We start from the raw sequence: 18,710 nt of genomic DNA, 5'->3' as shown, positions 1-18,710 counted from the left end.
GGTCCTACTCCTGTCCGACCCCGTCGAGCAGGGTCTCCCACGCCCGGCGGTAGTTCTTTCGAGAATGCGTCCTGAGAATCCCCCGCGACGCGCGACTCATCCGTCGCAGCCTCGCCGGCGAGGACAGCAGCCGCGCCATCGCCTGGCCCAGGCCCTCGACGTCGCCGTCCTCGGCGAGGTATCCGTTGACGCCGTCCTGGATGAGGTCCCGCGCCCCGTAACGGTAGTCGTACGAGGCCACCGGGGTCCCGACGGACAACGACTCACAGGTCGACAACCCCATGCCCTCGGTGAGGGACGAGGAGACGGAGAACAGCGCTCGCGAGTACACGTCCAGCGGCTTCGCGGTGTATCCCTTGAACTCCACCCGTTGCGCGAGCCCCGCCGACGCGGCGTGCGCCGTCAGCCGCTCCAGCTCCTCGCCCGAGCCCCAGATCTCCAGGTTGACGTCCGGGTGCGCGGCCGCGACGGTCGCGAACGCGTCGATGGTGTCCTGCACGCGCTTCACCGGGACGAGCCGGGTCACGACGACGATGTTCCTGCGCCGCCGCGGGACGCGATACCGCCAGGGCGCGGACACGGCGTGCGGGATCACCACGGCGTTCGGGAGCGTGCCGTAGTGCTCCTCGATGTCGCTCCGCTGCCTGTCGGTGAGCAGCACGATGGCGTCGAACCTCGACGCGCGACGCAGTGCCGAGTCGTTGTACGTCGCCAGGTCGTGCACGTCCTGGTACGGAGGGGCCAGGTGGGTGCTGTGGATCGCGCACACCGACGTCATGTCGGAGCTGTGGGGGTTCTGCACCAGCAGCCCGTCGAGCCGCCGGTCCTCGGAGACGAAGACCGACCCCGGCACGCCCCGGTGCAGCTCGTCGACCCACGCCGCGCGGAAGGCGAACTCGCTCGCGTAGTCGACCGCGACGCCGTCCCGCCCGTACAGCCGGTGCCTCGCGGGCTTGCCGTCCCGATAGCCGACCTCGAGGAACAGGCGGCCCGAGGCGGTCCGGTACGTCCGGGACTCGATCGTCTTGCCGTCCTCCGTGTGGCGCGTCTCGACGCGCAGACGCTCCTGCTGGTCGTAGTTCGCATGGATCCGCCGCACGCCGTCACGGAAGTAGTCGATGTATCCGAGCGATCCGTCCGGGCGAGTCACGAAGCGGCTCTCGAGCTTCCCCTCCTGGCGCCGCTCCCAGACACCCTCACGGACCTCGCGCAGCGCTCCGCGACCCGCTCCGTCGAACACCACCGACGCGCCGGACGACCCCAGCTCCTCACCCGCGTAGTGCTCGAAGATGTTGAGGTGGCGGACCTTGCGCCCGAGACGGCTCTTGGACGCCCATCCCGCCCAGACGTCGGCGTAGTCCAGCCGGTAGTTGAAGGTGAGGATCGCGACGTCGTGGCCCGACTGCGAGAGCTCCCGCGCCCTCAGGAAGGTGGCCCTGGTCCGTCCACCGGACTGCGGGCTGAACCGATCCGCCATGATGTAGACGGTGCGCTTCGCGCCGGCCTCGGGCGACGTCGACCCACCGGGGTTCTTCTTCATGACGCCCCGCTCACCCGAAGAAAGCGTCGACGACCCGACGGCTCGCCGAGCCGTCGTCGTGGGGCGCGTACACCTGCCGGAACTCCTCGAGCTGCTCGTCGGTCTCGGACGCGCCGTCGAGCGACTTCGAGACCTCGGCGCGCAGCGCCTCGTTGGTCGTGACGATCGGCCCGGGAACGGACTGCTCGTAGTCGAGATAGAACCCTCGCAGGTCCTCCCGGTAGTGGGCGATGTCGTAGGCGAAGAACACCATCGGACGACCCGTGATGGCGAAGTCGAAGAACACGGACGAGTAGTCGGTGATCAGCACGTCGGCCGCGGCGAGGAGCTCCTGGATGTCCGGGTACTTGGCCGCGTCGCGGGCGAAGCCGGAGGCCGTGCTCGACTCGGGCAGCTTGGTGCGCACGAGCGGGTGGAACCGCACCAGCAGGACGGCGCGGTCGCCGATCTCGCGCTCGAGCCCCTCGATGTCGAGGCCGAGGTCGTGCTGCCAGTGCACGCCGTTCCGCATGTCGTCGCGGAACGTCGGCGCGTACAGCACGATCTTCTTGTCCGCCGGGACGCCGAGACGCTGCCGGACGAGCCGACGAGCCGCCGCTGCCCGGTCCGAGGCAAGGATGTCGTTGCGCGGGTACCCGACCTCCAGGACCTCCCCCTCGTACCGGAACGCGCTCCGGAACGACCGGGTGGCGTAGGGGCTCGGCGAGAGCAGCACCGACCAATAGCTGGTCAGCCGCGCCGCCCGCGTCTCGTAGTCCGCGTCCCTCCCGGCCATGTGCTCGACGTCGTGCTGCATCTTCTTCAGCGGCGTGCCGTGCCACGTCTGCAGGTACCGGGTGCTGCGCGCGGGCACGAGGTCCGGGTGCATGTTCTGGTTGGTCACCCAGTACCGGGCGCGCGAGGCGATCCACCAGTAGGTGGGCGAGTGCCGACGGATCTTGCGGGTCCGCGGACCTCGCACCCGGTCGGTGGTGTTGAGCGCCCAGACCAGCTCGAGCCCCGGGTTCCGCGCCGCGAGCTCCTCGAAGATGTACCGCGGGGAGTCGCTGTAGTGCGTGCCGCGATCGCACTCGAACAGCACCACGTCCCGCCGCGGGAGGAGCCGCCCGATCCGGTTCACGACCTTCATCGACGGGAAGTAGTAGCGGCTCCTGCGGTACCGGCGCCAGAAGGCCTGCGCGATCCAGAGGTTGCGTACCCGCTCGAAGGCCGTGCCCACCGACCAGGCCTGCTGCACCGTGCGGTAGATCCGGGCGCAGTTCGCCGTGTCCTCGTACTTGAGAAAGTCCCGCGACCTCGCCGCGTAGCCCTTCTCGACGGCGAAGTCGCGCTCCGCCATCGAGGCGAACTCCTCGACCGCGTCCGCGACGTTCGTCACCACACGACCGGGGACGTCGGACGCGAAGTCGACGTGCGGGGCGCGTGCGCCGACCAGGTCCGCCTGGTCGAACTGGAAGTACATGACGGGCTTGTGCAGGTAGCTGAAGTCCCAGGCCACGCTCGAGAAGTCGGTGATGAGCGCCGTGTGGCTCTTCAGCAGGTCCTGCACGTCACGTTCGCCGGGGCGCACGATGTTCACGCCCGGGAAGGTGAAGTGGTCCACGTACTTGCGCATGTTGGGGTGGAGGACGAGCGTGATCGTCATCCCTCTGGCCTCGAGCAGGCGGTGCAGCTCGGGAGACCCGACCAGACCGGTCCACTCGCGGAAGTAGTCGCTCGCGAGGAAGGCCTCCTCGCTCTGGAGCGCGTCCCGCCAGGTCGGCATGATCAGCAGAGCGGGCTCCGGGGCCGCCTGCCCGTCGAACAGCCGGTCGAACCTCGCGAAGCCGGTCACCTCGACCTGCCGCGGCCGGTACCCGTAGTCCTCGACGACGATCTGCTTCTCCAGGTCGGACGTCACGAGGAACTTCTCCGTGGGCCGCTCCACGGTGCCCTGCCGCCCGTAGTTGGGCACGACGTTCTTGGTCGCCGTCGGACCGTGCTGCAGGAAGATCCGCACCCCCCGCACCCAGCGGGCGAAGCGCACGTCGCGCGAGGCGTACAGGTACTCGGCGTGGTGCGAGCCCACGAAACGTGAGGCGAGGAGCGTGTAGAGGATGTGCTCGCGCGAGAAGCGCGGCACGACGTTCCCCAGCGCGGCGACCTTGTCGTAGTCCGGCGAGTCGCGGTCGATCACGTAGTACGCGCGCTTGCGGGGGTGCTCCTTGCGCACGTGCTCGAAGAAGCGGTACCCGTTGTCCTGGGCCTTGTAGGGCACCTCGCCGACCAGCCACACGTCCGTGAACAGCCGGGCCACCGGGAACGTCCAGGCGAACCGCTGGACGCGACGCAGGTACGCGTAGTCCTCCGGACGGAACCGCTCGAGCCGCATGCTGAGGTTGCTGTGGCGGAACGTCACGTAGGGCACCAGCAGGTGCGTCAGCCCGTCCCTCTCGACCGGGACCGACTCGATGCTGCTGCGCCGGCCCCGGCCCGGGTCGGGGAGCCTGCGCTCGCTCGTCCGGCCCGAGGCGGACGTCATGCGTAGCGTGAAGTCGATCGTGTCCTCGCCGAGGTCCACCACCGCCGGCACCCGGGCGAGGTCGACCTCGCCGTCGACCGCGTAGCAGAGCTGCCCCTTGGCCGCTCTCGTGGCTGCCTCGTCGAACTGCCAGGAGAGCGGCGCCGCGAACGACGTCGCCCGCTGCCGGCCCCGCACCACGACCTCGAGCGCCTGGGGCCGTGCGGCCCCCGAGGCGACGTGCGCGCGCACGCGCAACGTGGCGCCCTGGACGTCCAGGCGGGTGTCGATGACGCGGAGCTTCGAGCCTTCCGCCTCACCCACGAGCAGGTTGACGTTCCCGTAGGACGAGACGTCGAGGATGCCCGTCCGTCCGCTCGCCTCGAATCGCAGCTCTTCGTCCGGGCGATCCGTCGTCAGGTACTTCCCCAGCCGCACCGACGTCACCCGGGAGGTGTCACCGACGCGCGCCGCCTCGACCGGCGCGACCTCGATCCAGAACTCGTGCACCGAGTCCTCGCGACTGTGCTCGAGGACCCTCGTCACGTCCACCGCGGCCCTGTAGGTGGGGCCCTCGACCTCGACGTCGAAGCGGACCGACGACCCGCCGCCGTTCTCGTCGACGCGCAGGCCGACCACCGTCCACCCGGAGCGTCGGTAGTCGCCGCTCAGGAGGACGCGCTCGCCGTCCCGCCGGATCTGAAGCATCCGTCTCGGAGGCAGCTCCGTGCTCGTGGTGGGCCGGCCGCCGGCCAGCGACCGAAGCCGTCGCGCCACCTGCCGCGCCCGCGTGCTGAGGGTCATGCTGCTGTCGTTCCGCTCCTTGCTCGGCCGTGTCAGACGTGCTCGTTGGCGCGAGCGAGGTCGTCCTCGAAGTCCACCTCGACGGCGAAGAGGTCCGAGATGTCGACGGGCAGCACCTGCATCCCGTCCTCGCGGATCGACTTCTCGATGCCGCCCTCGAAGTACTCCTGGTCGTCGACCTCGTCGAGGCGCTGGATGAGCGCGGCCTTGTCCTTGGCGGCGACGAAGTTGATGCCCACGGCCTCGCCCAGCGCGCCCTGCACCTTCTTGGACAGCAGGGAGATGTACCCGCCGTCGTCCACCGTGTACTTGACCTCCTCGTCGCCCACCGCCGCGGTGTTGACGCACACGAACGACTGGTCGGCGTCGATCAGCTCCTTGACGCGGCGCAGCACCTCGGGGTGGAAGACCACGTCGCCGTTCATCCAGAGGACCGCCCGGTCACCGGAGCCGCGGAGGGCCTTGAGGAGCGACTTCGAGGTGTTGGTCTGGTCGTACAGCTCGTTGTAGGCGAAGGTCGCGTCGGGCGCCGCCTCGAGGATCTGCTCGAGCTTGAAGCCGACGACGATCGTCACCTCCGCGCGCTCGCCGAACGCGTCGCGCACGTTGCCGAGCTGCTGAGCGAGGATCGTCCGCCCGTCCTTGAGGGTGGTGAGCGGCTTCGGGAACGGCCGGCCGAGCCGCGTCCCCATCCCCGCCGCCAGAATGACGACCTGCACTCCCATCACAGCCACCTCTCGTCTCGTCCTTCGTCAGTCATGCGTTCACTCCTGGCGACCGTGATGCGGCACGCTCGACAACCGCGGCATCGTAGCGCCTCACGACCTCCCGGCACGCGGCCACGAACCGTGCGGTGGCCGCCCCCTGCGTCGTGTCGCCCAGGTAGTGCTCGACCATCCGCTCCCGCTCCGCCGCCGTGGCGTCGTCGGCACGGATCTCGTCGACCAGCGCGGCCAGGCTACCCGCGTCGGCGGCGTCGACCCACGGCACGACGTCGGTGAGCGGGCTCGTCGCGGGCCGCGCCTCGGGCGACGCGGGGCGCAGGAACACCATGGGGCCGCCGGTGGCCAGCCAGTCGATCGCGACGCCGGACACGTCGCAGACCAGCACGTCCGCCGCGGCGAACGAGTCGGCGAGCGGGACGCCGTCGACGTCGAGCCGGCCCCGGCCCCCGGCCTCGCGCACGAGGGCCCGGAGCCGCGCGTCGGCGTCCCGGTACGCGCGCGAGTGCACGCCCGTCAGCGGGTGCGGCCGGTACACGACGCGGTACCCCGCGCCGAGCAGGCTGCGGACCACGGCCTCGCCGTGGCTCACGACGGTGCCGTACGCGGACTGGCCGGGGGTGCCCTCCCACGTGGGCGCGTACAGCACGGTCGGCCGCCCGGCGATACCACGCGCCTCGCGGAGCGCGGCGACGCGGGCCAGCTGCTCGTCGACCTGGGGCCGGCCGATCGGCACGCACCGCGCGGTGGCGTCGAAGAACACGGACGACGCGGCCATGCGGTCGACGGCGGCCTGGCCCGCGACGAACGAGAAGTCGTACGCCTTGGTCTGGTTGGAGACCGTGACCTGCTTGTCGGAGTCCCCGTGCATGAGCGACACGTGCACCAGCTGCGGCAGCCGCAGGTTCGTGAAGTTGTCGGGGTGGTGGTTGACGTAGATGGCGAGGCGCAGCCGGCCCCGCAGCACCAGGCCCTCGACGGTCGACGGCTCTGCGGCGACCACGACGTCGAGACCCGACGTCGCGCGGACGTGCCGCGCCGTGCGCGAGTCGCGCAGGACGACGACGGTGCGCATCTCGCGGTCCAGGGCGCGCAGCGGCTCGTACCACTGCTCGAGCTGGTAGAGGGAGCCGGGCGGGTCGGCGAAGAACACCATCGCCTCGTGCGGGAGGACGGTCGTCGCGAGCGACGCGTCCTCACCGATGCGGTCGGCGGTCCCGGAGGGGACGAGCCCGAGGCGGCGCGTCAGGCGCGCCAGCATCGTCCGCGCACGACCCACGACCGCCTCCTACTCACCGCCCGTTCGCCCCCGGTTCAGGTGACGTTCACGTGGACGCCCCCGAAGTATAGGGCTCCGGGCCCGCGAGGCGCGCCGGGGACGGATGGTGGGACGTCGAGCCCGTGGACGGGGCCGACGGCTCAGCGGCGGAACGCCCCGCGGGCACGGGCGGTGCCGCGGCGGAGCACCTCGGCCAGGAGGTCCCCCGCCCGCAGGTCGGACGTCTGCTCCGCGACGATCTCCCGCTCCATGGCCCGTCGGGCCGGTCGCGGGTCCGTGCCGACCGTGGCCGAGGTGGGCGGCGTGGCGCCCGGCTCGGTCGGGTAGCCGAACTCCTCGAAGTCGCGGGCGTAGAACTCGACGAGCCGCTCGTGGAGCGCGGGGCTGATCTCGACGTCCTTGCTGGACACGCCCGCCGCGCCCTCGCTGGTGCGCTCGCGCCCCACGTGCGGGGGGAGGTCGAGCCCGTAGCGGTCGTTCAGGCGAGCGACCGCCGCGTCGAGACCGTCCTCGAACCGCATCACCTCGGCGCCCTCGACGAGGAACTCGGCCTGCGGGCGGATGTGGTTGCCCAGCAGGTACGGGTTGCTCTCGTACTTCGCGAACCGGCGCTCCGCCCAGGCCTCGACGGCCCCGGCGGACAGGTCGACGGCGCCGTCCCCCTCGATGCCGTGCCGCCACGCGTACTCCGAGCGGAACCGCGCGATCGGGTCGCGGACGATCATGAAGACCGCCTCGAAGCGGTGCAGCCGGAAGGTCGCGCGCAGCGGGTCCCCGTGCATGTGCTGGGACGTGCACCACCGGTAGTGGTTGAGCGAACCCACCGCGGTGCTGCTGCTGTGGTAGCTCATGGACCACCCGGCGTCGACGAAGTGGTTCTCGATGGAGGAACCACCCGTCTTCGGCACGTGGACGAAGAGGACTCCGCGCTTGTCCTTGCGCAGAACCGGCATGCGATCAGACCTTCCTGGCTCTCGTCACCTGCTGCGACCTGCCGCGCGCCCGTCAGGACGAGTGCGGCAGGCCGCCCACCATCCCGGCGGCGACGGTCTTGTTCGTGGCCTCGTCCACGAGGATGAACGCGCCCGTGCGCCGGTTCTGGCGGTACGGGTCGACGAACAGCGGCTGCGTGACGCGCAGCTGGATCCGGCCGATCTCGTTGAGCTTGATCTCAGTCGCGTCCTCGTCCCGGTGCAGGGTGTTGACGTCGACGCGGTAGTTGATGTCCTTGACCATGGCGCGAGCCCACCGGGTGGTGTGCTTGATCGCGTACTTCTTGCCGCGCACCAGCGGCGCGGACTCGTCCATCCAGCAGATCTGGGCGTCGATGTCCTGGAGCGCGGCCGGCGAGTTGTTCGGGCGGCAGATCATGTCGCCGCGCGAGATGTCGATCTCGTCGGTGAGGCGCACCGTCACGGACATCGGCGGGAAGGCCTCGTCCACCGGGCCGTCGGCGGTGTCGATCGCCTCGATCGTGGTCTCCAGCCCGGACGGGAGCACCCGGACCTTGTCGCCCTTCTTCAGCACCCCTCCGGCCACGGTGCCCGCGTACCCGCGGTAGTCGCGCGCGTCGTGCGACTGCGGCCGGATCACGTACTGCACCGGGAACCGCACGTCCTGCAGGTTGCGGTCGCTCGCCACGTGCAGCGACTCCAGGTGGCTGAGCAGCGGGCGCCCGTCGAACCACGGCATGTTCTCGCTGCGGTTCACCACGTTGTCGCCGACGAGCGCCGAGATCGGGATGAACGTGAGGTCCGGCACGCGCAGCCGCGACGCGAAGTCCGTGAAGTCGCGGCGGATGCCCTCGAAGACCTCCTCGGAGTAGTCGACGAGGTCCATCTTGTTCACGCACACCACGATGTGCGGCACACCCAGCAGGGTGGCGAGGAACGTGTGGCGGCGGCTCTGCTCGATGACGCCCTTGCGCGCGTCCACGAGGATGAGCGCGACGTCGGCGGTCGACGCCCCCGTCACCATGTTCCGCGTGTACTGGATGTGGCCGGGGGTGTCCGCGATGATGAACTTGCGCTTCGGCGTGGCGAAGTAGCGGTAGGCGACGTCGATCGTGATGCCCTGCTCGCGCTCGGCCCGCAGGCCGTCGGTGAGCAGCGCCAGGTCCGTGTAGTCGTTGCCGCGGTCCTTGCTGACCTGCTCCACCGACTCGAGCTGGTCCTCGAAGATGGTCTTCGAGTCGAACAGCAGGCGCCCGATGAGGGTGCTCTTGCCGTCGTCGACGGAGCCCGCGGTCGCGAAGCGGAGCAGGTCGGCCGACGTGTCGATCGCCTGCGAGGTCTCGACGTTCTCGTGCTGGGTCTCGGTGCTCATGGCTTAGAAGTAGCCCTCTCGCTTGCGGTCCTCCATCGCGGCCTCGCTCACCTTGTCGTCGCCACGGGTGGCGCCGCGCTCGGTGAGGCGCACGGCGGCGACCTCCTCGACGATTTCGGCACGGGTCGACGCCGTCGACGCGACGGCGGCGGTGAGGTTCGCGTCCCCCACCGTGCGGTAGCGGACGGAGCGCACCTCGGCGGTCTCGCCGTCCTTGAGCGGCGTGAACTCGTTGACCGCGAACAGCATGCCGCCCCGGTCCACGACCTCGCGCTCGGCCGCGAAGTACAGGTCGGGGAGGTCGATCTCCTCGGCCTCGATGTAGGCCCAGATGTCCAGCTCGGTCCAGTTGGACAGCGGGAACACGCGGATCGACTCGCCCTGGTGGACGCGCCCGTTGTACAGGTCCCAGACCTCGGGGCGCTGGTTCTTGGGGTCCCACTGGCCGAAGTCGTCGCGGAAGGAGAACACGCGCTCCTTGGCGCGCGCCTTCTCCTCGTCGCGCCGGCCGCCGCCGAAGAGCGCGTCGAAGCCGTTCTTCTCGGCGGCCTCGAGCAGCACGGGGGTCTGGATGCGGTTGCGGGAGCCGTTGGGCTCCTCCTGCACCAGCCCGCGCTCGATGGCCTCCGGCACGGAGGCGACGACGAGCTGGATGCCGAGCCGCTCGACCCACCGGTCGCGCGTGGCGAGCACCGACGGGAAGTTCAGGCCGGTGTCCACGTGCATGATCGGGAACGGGATCCGCGCCGGCGCGAACGCCTTGGCGGCCAGGTGGAGCATGACGATCGAGTCCTTGCCGCCCGAGAAGAGCAGACAGGGGCGCTGCATCTCCGCGACCACCTCGCGGATGATGTGGATGCTCTCCGCTTCGAGGCTGCGGAGCTGGCTCAGGACGTGGGACGTCACGGCTGGGCACCTTCCTTGATGTCGACCCCGACCTGGGTCAGCGCCGCACGCAGGTGCGGCGCCACGGCCGGGTGGCAGACGAAGAGATCGGGGAGCCAGGGGTCCTGGCGGTTGTACTCGAGCGAGGTGCCGTCCAGGCGCGTGCACTCGAGCCCGGCCGCGAGCGCGACCGCGACGGGCGCCGCCGAGTCCCACTCGTACTGCCCGCCCGCGTGCACGTACGCGTCGACGGTGCCGTCCACGACGGACACCACCTTGACGCCGGCCGAGCCCATGGGCACGAGCTCGACGTCGCCGCGGGCGGCGAGACGCTGCACGAACTCCGGCGGGCGGGAGCGGCTCGCGGCGAGGCGCAGCGGCCTGCGGCCCGCGAGCACCGCGGCGACGTCCTCGGCGTCGTCGCCATCGAGCGCACGGGTGTCGCGGGGCGTGCCGGTGCTGACGACGGCGTCCCGGGCGGGCAGGGCGACCGCGCCGGCCGCGAGCCCGTCGGGGCGGCCCACGCCGCGCGACCAGAGGGCGACGTGCACGGCGAAGTCGTCGCGCCAGCCGGACGGGTCGCCCGCGGGGCGCTCGGCGAACTCCCGCGTGCCGTCGAGCGGGTCGATGATCCACACGCGGTCCGCCGTCAGGCGGTCGGCGGAGTCCGCGGCCTCCTCGGAGAGGACGGCGTCGTCCGGCCGGGCGTGCGCGAGCGCGGCGGCGAGCCACGACTGGCTCGCGGCGTCGCCCGCGTCCTTGAGCTCGCGCGGCTCGAACGCGCGGCCCGCGGCGTCGACCTCCGCACGCAGGCCGCGGAGCACCTCGCCGGCGCCCGTCGCGAGCGCGACGGCGAGGTCGCCGTCGGGCAGGCCCGGGTCCGGGAAGGACGGGGCAGGGCGGGGCATACGACTCCTCGGCAAGCGGCTCTGGACGGAGGTCCTGGCGGACCGCGGCCGACGCTACCATTCCGAATTGGACGATTTCCTGAGAGTTCACATCGCTGAATTCTCTTTTTCCGATAGGACTGGTGCCCTTTTGAGCCTCGATCTCCCGCTGATCGTCGGCGGACTCGTCGTGGGCTTTGTCGTGGGCCTCACGGGCATGGGCGGCGGCGCCCTCATGACGCCCATGCTGATCTTCGTCTTCCGCGTCGACCCGCTCACCGCCGTCTCCTCCGACGTCGTGGCCAGCCTCTTCATGAAGCCCGCGGGCGCGATCGTGCACCTGCGCCGCCGCACCGTGAACCTCCAGCTCGTGCTGTGGCTCTGCATCGGCTCCGTGCCTGCGGCGTTCTCCGGCGCGCTGCTCATCCGCTACCTCCCGCTCGGCGACGGGTTCGACGAGACGCTCAAGAAGGTCCTCGGCGTCGCGCTGCTCGTCGCCTCGGCCGGCCTCGTGGTCCGCGCGGTGCTCGGGATACTCCAGCGCCGTACCGCGCTCGGCGAGGGACCGGCCGTGCCGAGCAGCCCGGACGTCGTCGTCCGCAAGGTGCCCACGCTGATCCTCGGGGCCGTCGCCGGGCTCATGGTCGGGCTCACGTCGGTGGGCGCGGGCTCGATCATCATCGTCGTGCTGCTCCTGCTCTACCCGGCCCTCAAGGCCTCGCAGCTGGTGGGCACCGACCTGGTGCAGGCCGTCCCGCTGGTGGCCGCCGCGTCGCTGGGGCACATCCTCTACGGTGACTTCGAGCTGGGGCTGACGGCATCGCTGCTGGTCGGCGCCATCCCCGGTGCCTGGTTCGGCGCCCACGTCTCGAGCCGCGCCCCGGGCGGCATCATCCGCCGCGCCCTGGCGATCCTCCTGCTGGCGTCCGGCCTCAAGCTGCTGGGCGCCTCGCTCGGCGTCGTCGTCGCGGCGGCCGCGGGCGCCCTCGTGCTCGGCAACGTGCTGTGGGTCCTGGTCCGGGAGCGCATCAAGCGGCTCCCGCCCCGGCCCAAGCCGCTCGGCACCGTCACGGCCCCCGCACCCGACCCCGCCACGGATCCGGACCCCGACCCGAAGGACACGACGACGCGATCATGACCGAGCACACGCCACCCGCCGTGCCCACCGACCTGCCGGACGCGGCGCACGTCCTGTCCCCCGACGGCCTGGACCTCCTCGAGCTCGCCCTCGCCGGCGGGCCGTGGCTGCCGCCCGCCGAGCTGCCGGCCGGCCCGGTGACGCTGACGGACGCGGAGAACACGCCGCTCGCCGTCGTCGGCATCCCCGGAGACGAGGCCCCGCGGGCCGTGCGGCCGTTCGCCCCGGCCGCCGGGCCGCACTGGGACCCCGACCTGCGCCGCAGCGCCACCGCGGTCCGCGCCGACCCGTCCGCGGCGCCCGTCGCCGTCGTCGTGGCCGAGCCGCCGACCCGCTCGGAGGTCGACGCCCTGCCGGGGCTCGTCGACGACGACGCCCCCGTGCTGCTGCTCGTGCCGGCCGCCCGCCGCGCCCCCGCCGCGGGACGGGTGGGTGCCCCGGGGCTCGTCCGCGTCGCGCGCGACCTCGCCGACCGGCTCGACGCACGCCGCGCGACCGTCGTCGTCGTGCCCTGGCCCGCCGACGCGCCCGCCGGACTGCGCTGGACGGACGTGGGCGCACGCTACGGCGCCACCCGCACGGAGGTGCTGGCCGCGTACCGCTCGGCCGCCGACCAGGACGCCGTCGCCGGGCTCGGCACCCTCTGGTCCGACGCCGTCGCCGACCTCTATCCCGACGTCCCCGCCGCCGAGGTGGTGCGCGCCGCCGAGACGGCCCGGCCGCGGGGCGCCGTCGTCTTCTTCACGGGGCTGTCCGGCTCCGGGAAGTCGACCGTGGCCCGCGCGCTGGCGGCCGAGCTCGACGACGAGGGCCGGCACACCACCCTGCTCGACGGGGACGAGGTGCGCCACCACCTGTCCAAGGGTCTGGGCTTCGACAAGGCGTCCCGCGAGCTCAACGTGGAACGGATCGGCTACGTGGCGTCGCTCGTCGCCTCGCACGGGGGCGTCGCGGTGGCCGCGCCCATCGCGCCGTTCGCGTCGGGCCGCGCGCGGGTGCGCGAGCTCGCCGAGGCCGCGGGCGCCTTCCTGCTGGTGCACGTCAGCACACCGTTGGAGGTGTGCGAGGCCCGCGACCGCAAGGGCCTGTACGCCAAGGCCCGCCGCGGCGAGATCCCCGAGTTCACGGGGATCTCCTCGCCCTACGAGGCCCCGACGGACGCCGACGTCGTCGTCGACACGTCGCAGGTCGACGTCGCGGAGGCGGTCGCGCGGGTGCGCGCCGCGCTCAGCGGGCGCCTCGGCGGCTGAGCCGGTCCCCCGCACCGGTGGAGCCCGTCCGTCGCGGCGGGCTCCACCGGTGCGAGGTGCTCAGGCCTGCTTCTTCTTGGTCCGGGCGCGCGGCCCGACGCCGCCCGCTCGCGCCGAGGCGTTCGCGGCGCGGTGAGCTCGGACGAACTTGCGGTACTCGGTGAGCACCTCGTCCGTGCCGCCGTCCATGACCAGCTGCCCCTGGTGCACCCACAGCACGCGGGTGCACATCGCCTCGACCGTGCTGATCGAGTGGCTGACCAGGAAGATCGTGCCGGCGTTCTTGCGCACCTCGTCGATGCGGGCCTTCGAGCGCGCCTTGAACGCGGCGTCGCCCGTGGCGAGCGCCTCGTCGATCATGAGGATGTCCGGCGTCGCCGCGGACGAGATGGCGAAGCGGAGGCGGGCGCCCATGCCGGAGGAGTACGTCTTCATCGGCATGTAGACGAAGTCGCCGATGTCGGCGAACTCCACCACCTCGTCGAAGCGCTCCTCGACCTGCTTGGGCGTGAGCCCCAGGGCGAGGCCGCCGATCCAGATGTTCCGCTCGCCCGAGAGCTGCGGCATCAGGGCGGCGTTGACGCCCAGCAGCGCCGGCTCGCCCGCCACGTACACGCCGCCGGACCGCGGCGGGATGAGGCCGGTGATCGCGCGCAGCAGGGTGCTCTTGCCGGAGCCGTTGATGCCGACGATGCCGATCGCCTCGCCGTGCCGCGCGACGAAGGAGATCCCGCGCACGGCGTGCACCTCGCTCACCGCGCCCACGTGCTGCGACGTGGAGCTCACCAGGCGGCGCAGGAAGGACTGCTTGGGCGCCTCCGCCTCGCGCACGTTCTCGCCGCCCTTGGCGGCGACCTGCTTCGCCTTGCCGCCGAAGACGCGGTAGACGATGTGCAGGTCGTCGACGACGAGCACCGGGTCGCCGACGGTCGCGACGGGTTTCGGGCCCTCGAGGTCCTCGGGCTCGAACTCCTCGTCCAGGTCGACGTCGAGATGAAGGTCGGACTCAGTCACGGCCGTACCGCTCCTCTCCGCGCCAGAAGATGATGAACCCGGCGACGAACGTCACCACGGCCCAGCCGGCGGCCCACGCCCACATCACCGGGTCCTGCGGGATGTTGGGCTCCTGCGTGAGGATCGAGCGCGCGACGTACAGGAACACCCCGATCGGCTGGTAGTCGAGGATCGGGCCGACGATCGCCTGCGCGGTCTCCGACAGGCTGCTCACGTAGTGGGTCACGGGGAAGATCACGCCCGAGCCGTACATCACCAGGCGCATGACGAAGCCGATGACGTTGTCCAGGTCCGGCGTGACGGCCACCGCGCGGGCGACCATGAACGCGACCCCGGTGTTGAAGAGCCACAGGAGCGCCACGATGAACGGCAGGAGCAACCAGCTCCACGTCACGTGCACCGGCGGGTACTGGGGCAGCAGCCCGCTGAGCAGCACGATCACGCACATGACGACGAGCGCCGGCACGAGCGTGGTGAGCAGGGAGACCACCTCGGCGATGGGCAGCACCGCCCGCGGGAAGTGCAGGGACCGGATCAGCGTCGACTTCTGCGCGATCGACTTCGAGCCGCCGTGCACGGACTGCTCCACGAAGCGGAACAGGAACGTGCCGATCACGATGAACGCGATCGTGTTCTCCACGCCGCGGCTCGCGTCGATCAGGATGCCGAAGATCAGCACGTAGACGATCGCGTTGAGCGTCGGGTTGAGGACGGCCCACAGCTGACCCAGGTAGTTGTTCTGGTTCTTGGAGTAGGCGGTCGCGGTGCCGAGGACGCGGATGAACGCCCAGCGCGAGGCGACGTCGCGGATGTACCGGCCCAGCGGCGGGCGCACGCCCATCTGCATCAGCCCGTACTGCTTCGCGATCGCCTGCCGCTCCTGCGAGGTGGTGTCCGGCACGACCGGCTCCGGGGGACGGAGCGGGTCGCGGCCAGGCCCCGGCGTCCCGCGGTCACCCGATGCGGCGCCCGTGGTGGTGTCGGTGGTCACGTAACTTGCATACCCGTCTTCTGAGGTACGGCCAGCGGCTGTCCGGCCCCGTCGATCCTAGCGCGGCTCCGCGTGCCGCCCGGCGGTCGGGGAGCGCACGCGCCACCAGGTACCGTGTCCTGCGGACCGGCGCTGCCCCACGCGTGGCGAGCCGGATCCCACCCTTCCGAACCCTTCGAGAGGAACGCCATGTACTCGCTGCTCTTGCTCAACGGCGGAGTCGGCGCTCGCGTCGCCGCGGGTCAGCCCAAGCAGCTGATCAAGGTCAAGGGCATACCGATCCTGGTGTACTCGCTGGTCGCCGCCGACGCGGTGCCGGAGATCGACCAGATCGTGCTGAACTACCCCGAGGGGTGGCGCGACGACGTCGAGCGCATCGTGACCGACTACGCGATCAAGACCCCGGTGACGTACGTCGAGGCGGGCGCCACGCGGCACGAGTCCGTCGCCGCCATGCTGTCGACCGCGACGAACGACCACGTCGTCGTGCACGAGTCGGCCCGCCCCCTCGTGACGACCGCCGACTTCGCCGCCCTGGTCGCGGCCGAGGCCGAGAACGTCTCGCTCATGCTGGAGATCCCGTTCACCGTCGCCCCGGTCGACCCGGAGCAGCGCAAGGTGACCGGCTACCTCGAGCGGTCCACCCTGCGGAACGTCCAGCTCCCGCAGAAGTTCGCGAAGGCGGACCTCGTCGACGCGCACCAGAAGGCCTCGGCGGAGGGCAAGACGTACACGGAGGACGCGACCCTCGTCGCCGTCGCCGGGCACGACGTCCGCTTCATCGACGGCAACGACCGCAACATCAAGGTGACCACCCCGACGGACGTCCGCCTCGCGACGTACCTGCTCTCGGGTGGCGAGGAGGGCTGGGATGAGTAAGACGCTGATGGTGACCGGCGCGTCGAAGGGCATCGGCCTCGAGACGGTGCGCCGGTTCCTCCAGAACGACGCCGAGGTCACGACGATCGTGCTGGTCGCGCGCGAGTCCGAGGACTACACCCAGGCCCTGGCGGAGCTCGAGGAGATCAACGAGCGCGGCGTCACGCTGGCGCCCTACTTCGCCGACCTCGCCGACCGCGGCGGCGTGATCCGCCTGTGCGCCGAGATCGTCAAGGCCCACGGCAACGTCGACATCCTCGTCAACAACGCCGGGTACACGAAGCCCGTGCCGCTGCAGCAGGTCGACTTCGCCGACTTCGAGCGCACGATCGCGGTGAACCTCTACGCACCCTTCACGTTCGTGCAGGAGCTCCTGCACCACGGGAACAAGTTCGAGCTCATCGTCAACATCGCCTCGACCGCCGGCATCAACGGCCGGTCCGGCTGGCTGACCTACTCGGCGTCCAAGGCCGCGGTCATCAACATGAGCGAGGTCATGCGCGAGGAGCTCGCGATCTACGGCACCCGTGTCGTGTGCATCTCCCCCGGCCGCACCGCCACCGCGCTGCGCCGCGTGCTCGCGCCGGACGAGGACCCGTCCACGATCATGCAGCCGCAGGACGTGGCCGAGGTCATCGAGATGCTCGCCTCGCCCGTCGGCCGGTTCGTCGACTCGGCCAACCTGGTGGTGCGCCAGTAGTGGATCGCCTGCTCCGGGGGCCGCGCCGGGTCGTCGTCGTCAACCTGCTGGCCGCGTGCGCCCTGCTGGCGGCGGCGACCCTCGCGGCCCCCGTGGTCGGCACCGTCGTCGCGCTCGTCGCGGTCGTCCTCGTCGCCTACGTCCAGCGGCGGTCGTTCTTCCGGCCCGGTCCCGGCCGGCCGGGTGCCTGGGCCATCGCCCGCACCGCGCTGCTCGGGACGGCGCTGGTCGGCGTCGTCCGCGACGGCATGGACGGGTGGGACGTGCTGGCGGCCCTGGTCGTCGCGCTCCTGGTCCTGCTCACCGCGCTCGAGGGCCGGCTCGGCGGGATCTGGTCGGGCGCGACCCGACCGGTGGCGAACCTGCCCGGCGTCGACCCGGCGCGCCCGTACACCACGGCCGTGGGCGCCCTGCAGGTGGCCCACCTCGCCGCGCTCACGCTGTGCCTGCTGGTGCCCCTGGTGCCGGTCGTGGCGCTGCTCGCCGCGGCGCTCGCCGCGGGCCTCCTCGTCGTCAGCGGCCTGTGGTCGCTGCAGGCCCGCCGCGACCGTGCGCCCTTCGCCGCCGCGCTCACGACGGCGCTCGAGCGCCACGCGGCGCCGGTGATGGTCTACCTCTCGGGCCCGGGCGGCACCGAGTACCAGCTCGGCGTGTGGACGAGCGAGCTCGAGCGGCTCGCCGACGAGGGCACCGGCGTCGTCGTCGTGGTCCGGGAACGGTCCCTCGCCCAGCGGGTCGCCGCCCTGACGAGCCTGCCCGTCGTCTCGGCCCCGTCGCTGGCCGAGCTGGAGGCGCTGCAGGTGCCCGCCTTCCGCGTGGCCCTGTACGTCAACAACGGGGCCAAGAACGGGCACAACGTCCGCTACCGCGACCTCACGCACGTGCAGCTGCTGCACGGCGACAGCGACAAGCCGTCCAGCTACAACCCGGTGACGGCCATGTTCGACCGGATCTTCGTCGCCGGCCAGGCCGGCATCGACCGGTACGCCTCCCACGGGGTGCACATCCCCGACGAGAAGTTCGTCATCGTCGGGCGGCCGCAGGTCGCGGACATCCGCCACGCCGACGCCGGAGCCCCGCTGCGCACCGTGTTCTACGGGCCGACGTGGGGCGGGTTCAACCAGGACAACAGCTTCGGCTCCCTGGCCTGGGGCGAGCAGATCGTCGAGGGGCTGCTGGCGCGGGGCTACCGCGTGATCTTCCGCCCGCACCCGTACTCGCTGCGCCAGCCCGACGAGGCCGCGCACGTCGAGGCGATCCACGCGCTGCTCGACGCCGACCGCCGCAGGTCCGGGCGCGAGCACCTGTTCGGCGAGGCGGCGAGCGCGACCATGTCGCTGGTCGACTGCTTCAACGCGTCGGACGCGCTCGTGTCCGACGTCTCGTCCGTGCCCGCCGACTACCTCTACAGCGGCAAGCCGTTCGTCATCACCCAGGTGGACGACACGCCCGTGGACGAGTTCCTCGACGAGTTCCCCCTCGGGCGGGCCGCCTACCTGGCGCGCCTGGCGGAGCCCGGGTCCCTCGACGCCGCGCTCGACGGCCTGGCCGACGACCGGCTCGCCCCCGAGCGCGACCGCACGCGGCGCTACTACCTCGGCGACATCCCCGAGGAGACGTACGCGCGCACGTTCCGCGACGCGGTGCGGGCGACGGTTGCCGACGCGGGCCCGCCTCCCCTGCACCACGCGCACGCCGCGGGTGCCGAGGACGAGGAGGCCGCCGAGCTCGCGGGGGACGCCGACGGCGACGAATGACGACTGACGAGTGACGTGCGAACGACGACGGGCGAGCCG

The 18,710-nt window shown here is 71.6% G+C and carries 15 protein-coding genes; 5 read left to right on the top strand and 10 right to left on the bottom strand.

The features are described from left to right. Nucleotides 1–4: 4 nt before the first annotated feature. From ACQP60_RS13785 to ACQP60_RS13750, 8 genes are all read right to left on the bottom strand, one after another. The gene (locus tag ACQP60_RS13785; protein WP_429733587.1) at nucleotides 5–1,540 is read right to left on the bottom strand and encodes a glycosyltransferase; all 1,536 of its coding nucleotides are present in this window, start codon (nucleotides 1,538–1,540) and stop codon (nucleotides 5–7) included. Nucleotides 1,541–1,550: 10 nt separating this feature from the next. Beyond that, nucleotides 1,551–4,748 (bottom strand): CDP-glycerol glycerophosphotransferase family protein, encoded by a 3,198-nt coding sequence (locus ACQP60_RS13780; RefSeq protein ID WP_429733584.1) that lies wholly within the window; start codon nucleotides 4,746–4,748, stop codon nucleotides 1,551–1,553. A gap of 128 nt (nucleotides 4,749–4,876) precedes the next feature. Continuing rightward, nucleotides 4,877–5,569, bottom strand: a complete 693-nt coding sequence (locus ACQP60_RS13775) for a phosphocholine cytidylyltransferase family protein (protein WP_429733581.1) — start codon at nucleotides 5,567–5,569, stop codon at nucleotides 4,877–4,879. 31 nt (nucleotides 5,570–5,600) lie between these two features. Further along, entirely contained in the window at nucleotides 5,601–6,845 is a 1,245-nt protein-coding gene (locus tag ACQP60_RS13770; RefSeq protein WP_429733578.1) for a CDP-glycerol glycerophosphotransferase family protein, read from the bottom strand. Nucleotides 6,846–6,985: 140 nt separating this feature from the next. Then, nucleotides 6,986–7,798, bottom strand: a complete 813-nt coding sequence (locus ACQP60_RS13765; protein WP_429733575.1) for a sulfotransferase family 2 domain-containing protein — start codon at nucleotides 7,796–7,798, stop codon at nucleotides 6,986–6,988. Between the two features lie 52 nt (nucleotides 7,799–7,850). Continuing rightward, nucleotides 7,851–9,170: a sulfate adenylyltransferase subunit CysN gene (gene cysN / locus ACQP60_RS13760; protein WP_429733572.1), complete on the bottom strand. Its 1,320-nt coding sequence runs from the start codon at nucleotides 9,168–9,170 to the stop codon at nucleotides 7,851–7,853. 3 nt (nucleotides 9,171–9,173) lie between these two features. Then, nucleotides 9,174–10,076, bottom strand: coding sequence for a sulfate adenylyltransferase subunit CysD (gene cysD, locus ACQP60_RS13755; protein ID WP_429733569.1), 903 nt, complete (start codon nucleotides 10,074–10,076; stop codon nucleotides 9,174–9,176). Further along, nucleotides 10,073–10,963, bottom strand: coding sequence for a 3'(2'),5'-bisphosphate nucleotidase CysQ (locus ACQP60_RS13750; RefSeq protein ID WP_429733566.1), 891 nt, complete (start codon nucleotides 10,961–10,963; stop codon nucleotides 10,073–10,075). The genes cysD and ACQP60_RS13750 overlap by 4 nt, the downstream gene beginning before the upstream one ends. A 130-nt stretch (nucleotides 10,964–11,093) precedes the next feature. Here ACQP60_RS13750 and ACQP60_RS13745 point away from each other — a divergent pair, with 130 nt between their 5' ends. Next, nucleotides 11,094–12,080, top strand: a complete 987-nt coding sequence (locus tag ACQP60_RS13745) for a sulfite exporter TauE/SafE family protein (RefSeq protein ID WP_429733564.1) — start codon at nucleotides 11,094–11,096, stop codon at nucleotides 12,078–12,080. Next, the gene (gene cysC, locus ACQP60_RS13740) at nucleotides 12,077–13,330 is read left to right on the top strand and encodes an adenylyl-sulfate kinase (RefSeq protein ID WP_429733561.1); all 1,254 of its coding nucleotides are present in this window, start codon (nucleotides 12,077–12,079) and stop codon (nucleotides 13,328–13,330) included. The genes ACQP60_RS13745 and cysC overlap by 4 nt, the downstream gene beginning before the upstream one ends. A 60-nt stretch (nucleotides 13,331–13,390) precedes the next feature. Here cysC and ACQP60_RS13735 read toward each other — a convergent pair whose 3' ends face one another. Further along, nucleotides 13,391–14,344, bottom strand: a complete 954-nt coding sequence (locus tag ACQP60_RS13735; protein ID WP_429733559.1) for an ABC transporter ATP-binding protein — start codon at nucleotides 14,342–14,344, stop codon at nucleotides 13,391–13,393. Continuing rightward, entirely contained in the window at nucleotides 14,337–15,245 is a 909-nt protein-coding gene (locus tag ACQP60_RS13730) for an ABC transporter permease (RefSeq protein ID WP_429733556.1), read from the bottom strand. Before ACQP60_RS13730 ends, ACQP60_RS13735 begins: the two co-directional genes overlap by 8 nt. Before the next feature lie 279 nt (nucleotides 15,246–15,524). Here ACQP60_RS13730 and ACQP60_RS13725 point away from each other — a divergent pair, with 279 nt between their 5' ends. From ACQP60_RS13725 to ACQP60_RS13715, 3 genes are read left to right on the top strand one after another with little or no spacing between them, the layout of a single operon-like run. After that, a complete protein-coding gene (locus tag ACQP60_RS13725; RefSeq protein WP_429733553.1) occupies nucleotides 15,525–16,214 on the top strand; it encodes an IspD/TarI family cytidylyltransferase in 690 nt (229 codons plus the stop codon). Next, entirely contained in the window at nucleotides 16,207–16,914 is a 708-nt protein-coding gene (locus ACQP60_RS13720) for an SDR family NAD(P)-dependent oxidoreductase (RefSeq protein WP_429733550.1), read from the top strand. Before ACQP60_RS13725 ends, ACQP60_RS13720 begins: the two co-directional genes overlap by 8 nt. After that, on the top strand, nucleotides 16,914–18,671 hold the full coding sequence (locus ACQP60_RS13715; protein ID WP_429733548.1) for a CDP-glycerol glycerophosphotransferase family protein: 1,758 nt from the start codon (nucleotides 16,914–16,916) through the stop codon (nucleotides 18,669–18,671). The genes ACQP60_RS13720 and ACQP60_RS13715 overlap by 1 nt, the downstream gene beginning before the upstream one ends. Nucleotides 18,672–18,710 lie beyond the last annotated feature (39 nt).

Source organism: Isoptericola variabilis (assembly GCF_050311655.1).
Classification (GTDB): domain Bacteria; phylum Actinomycetota; class Actinomycetes; order Actinomycetales; family Cellulomonadaceae; genus Isoptericola; species Isoptericola variabilis.
This window is presented reverse-complemented; position numbering and strand designations above follow the sequence as displayed.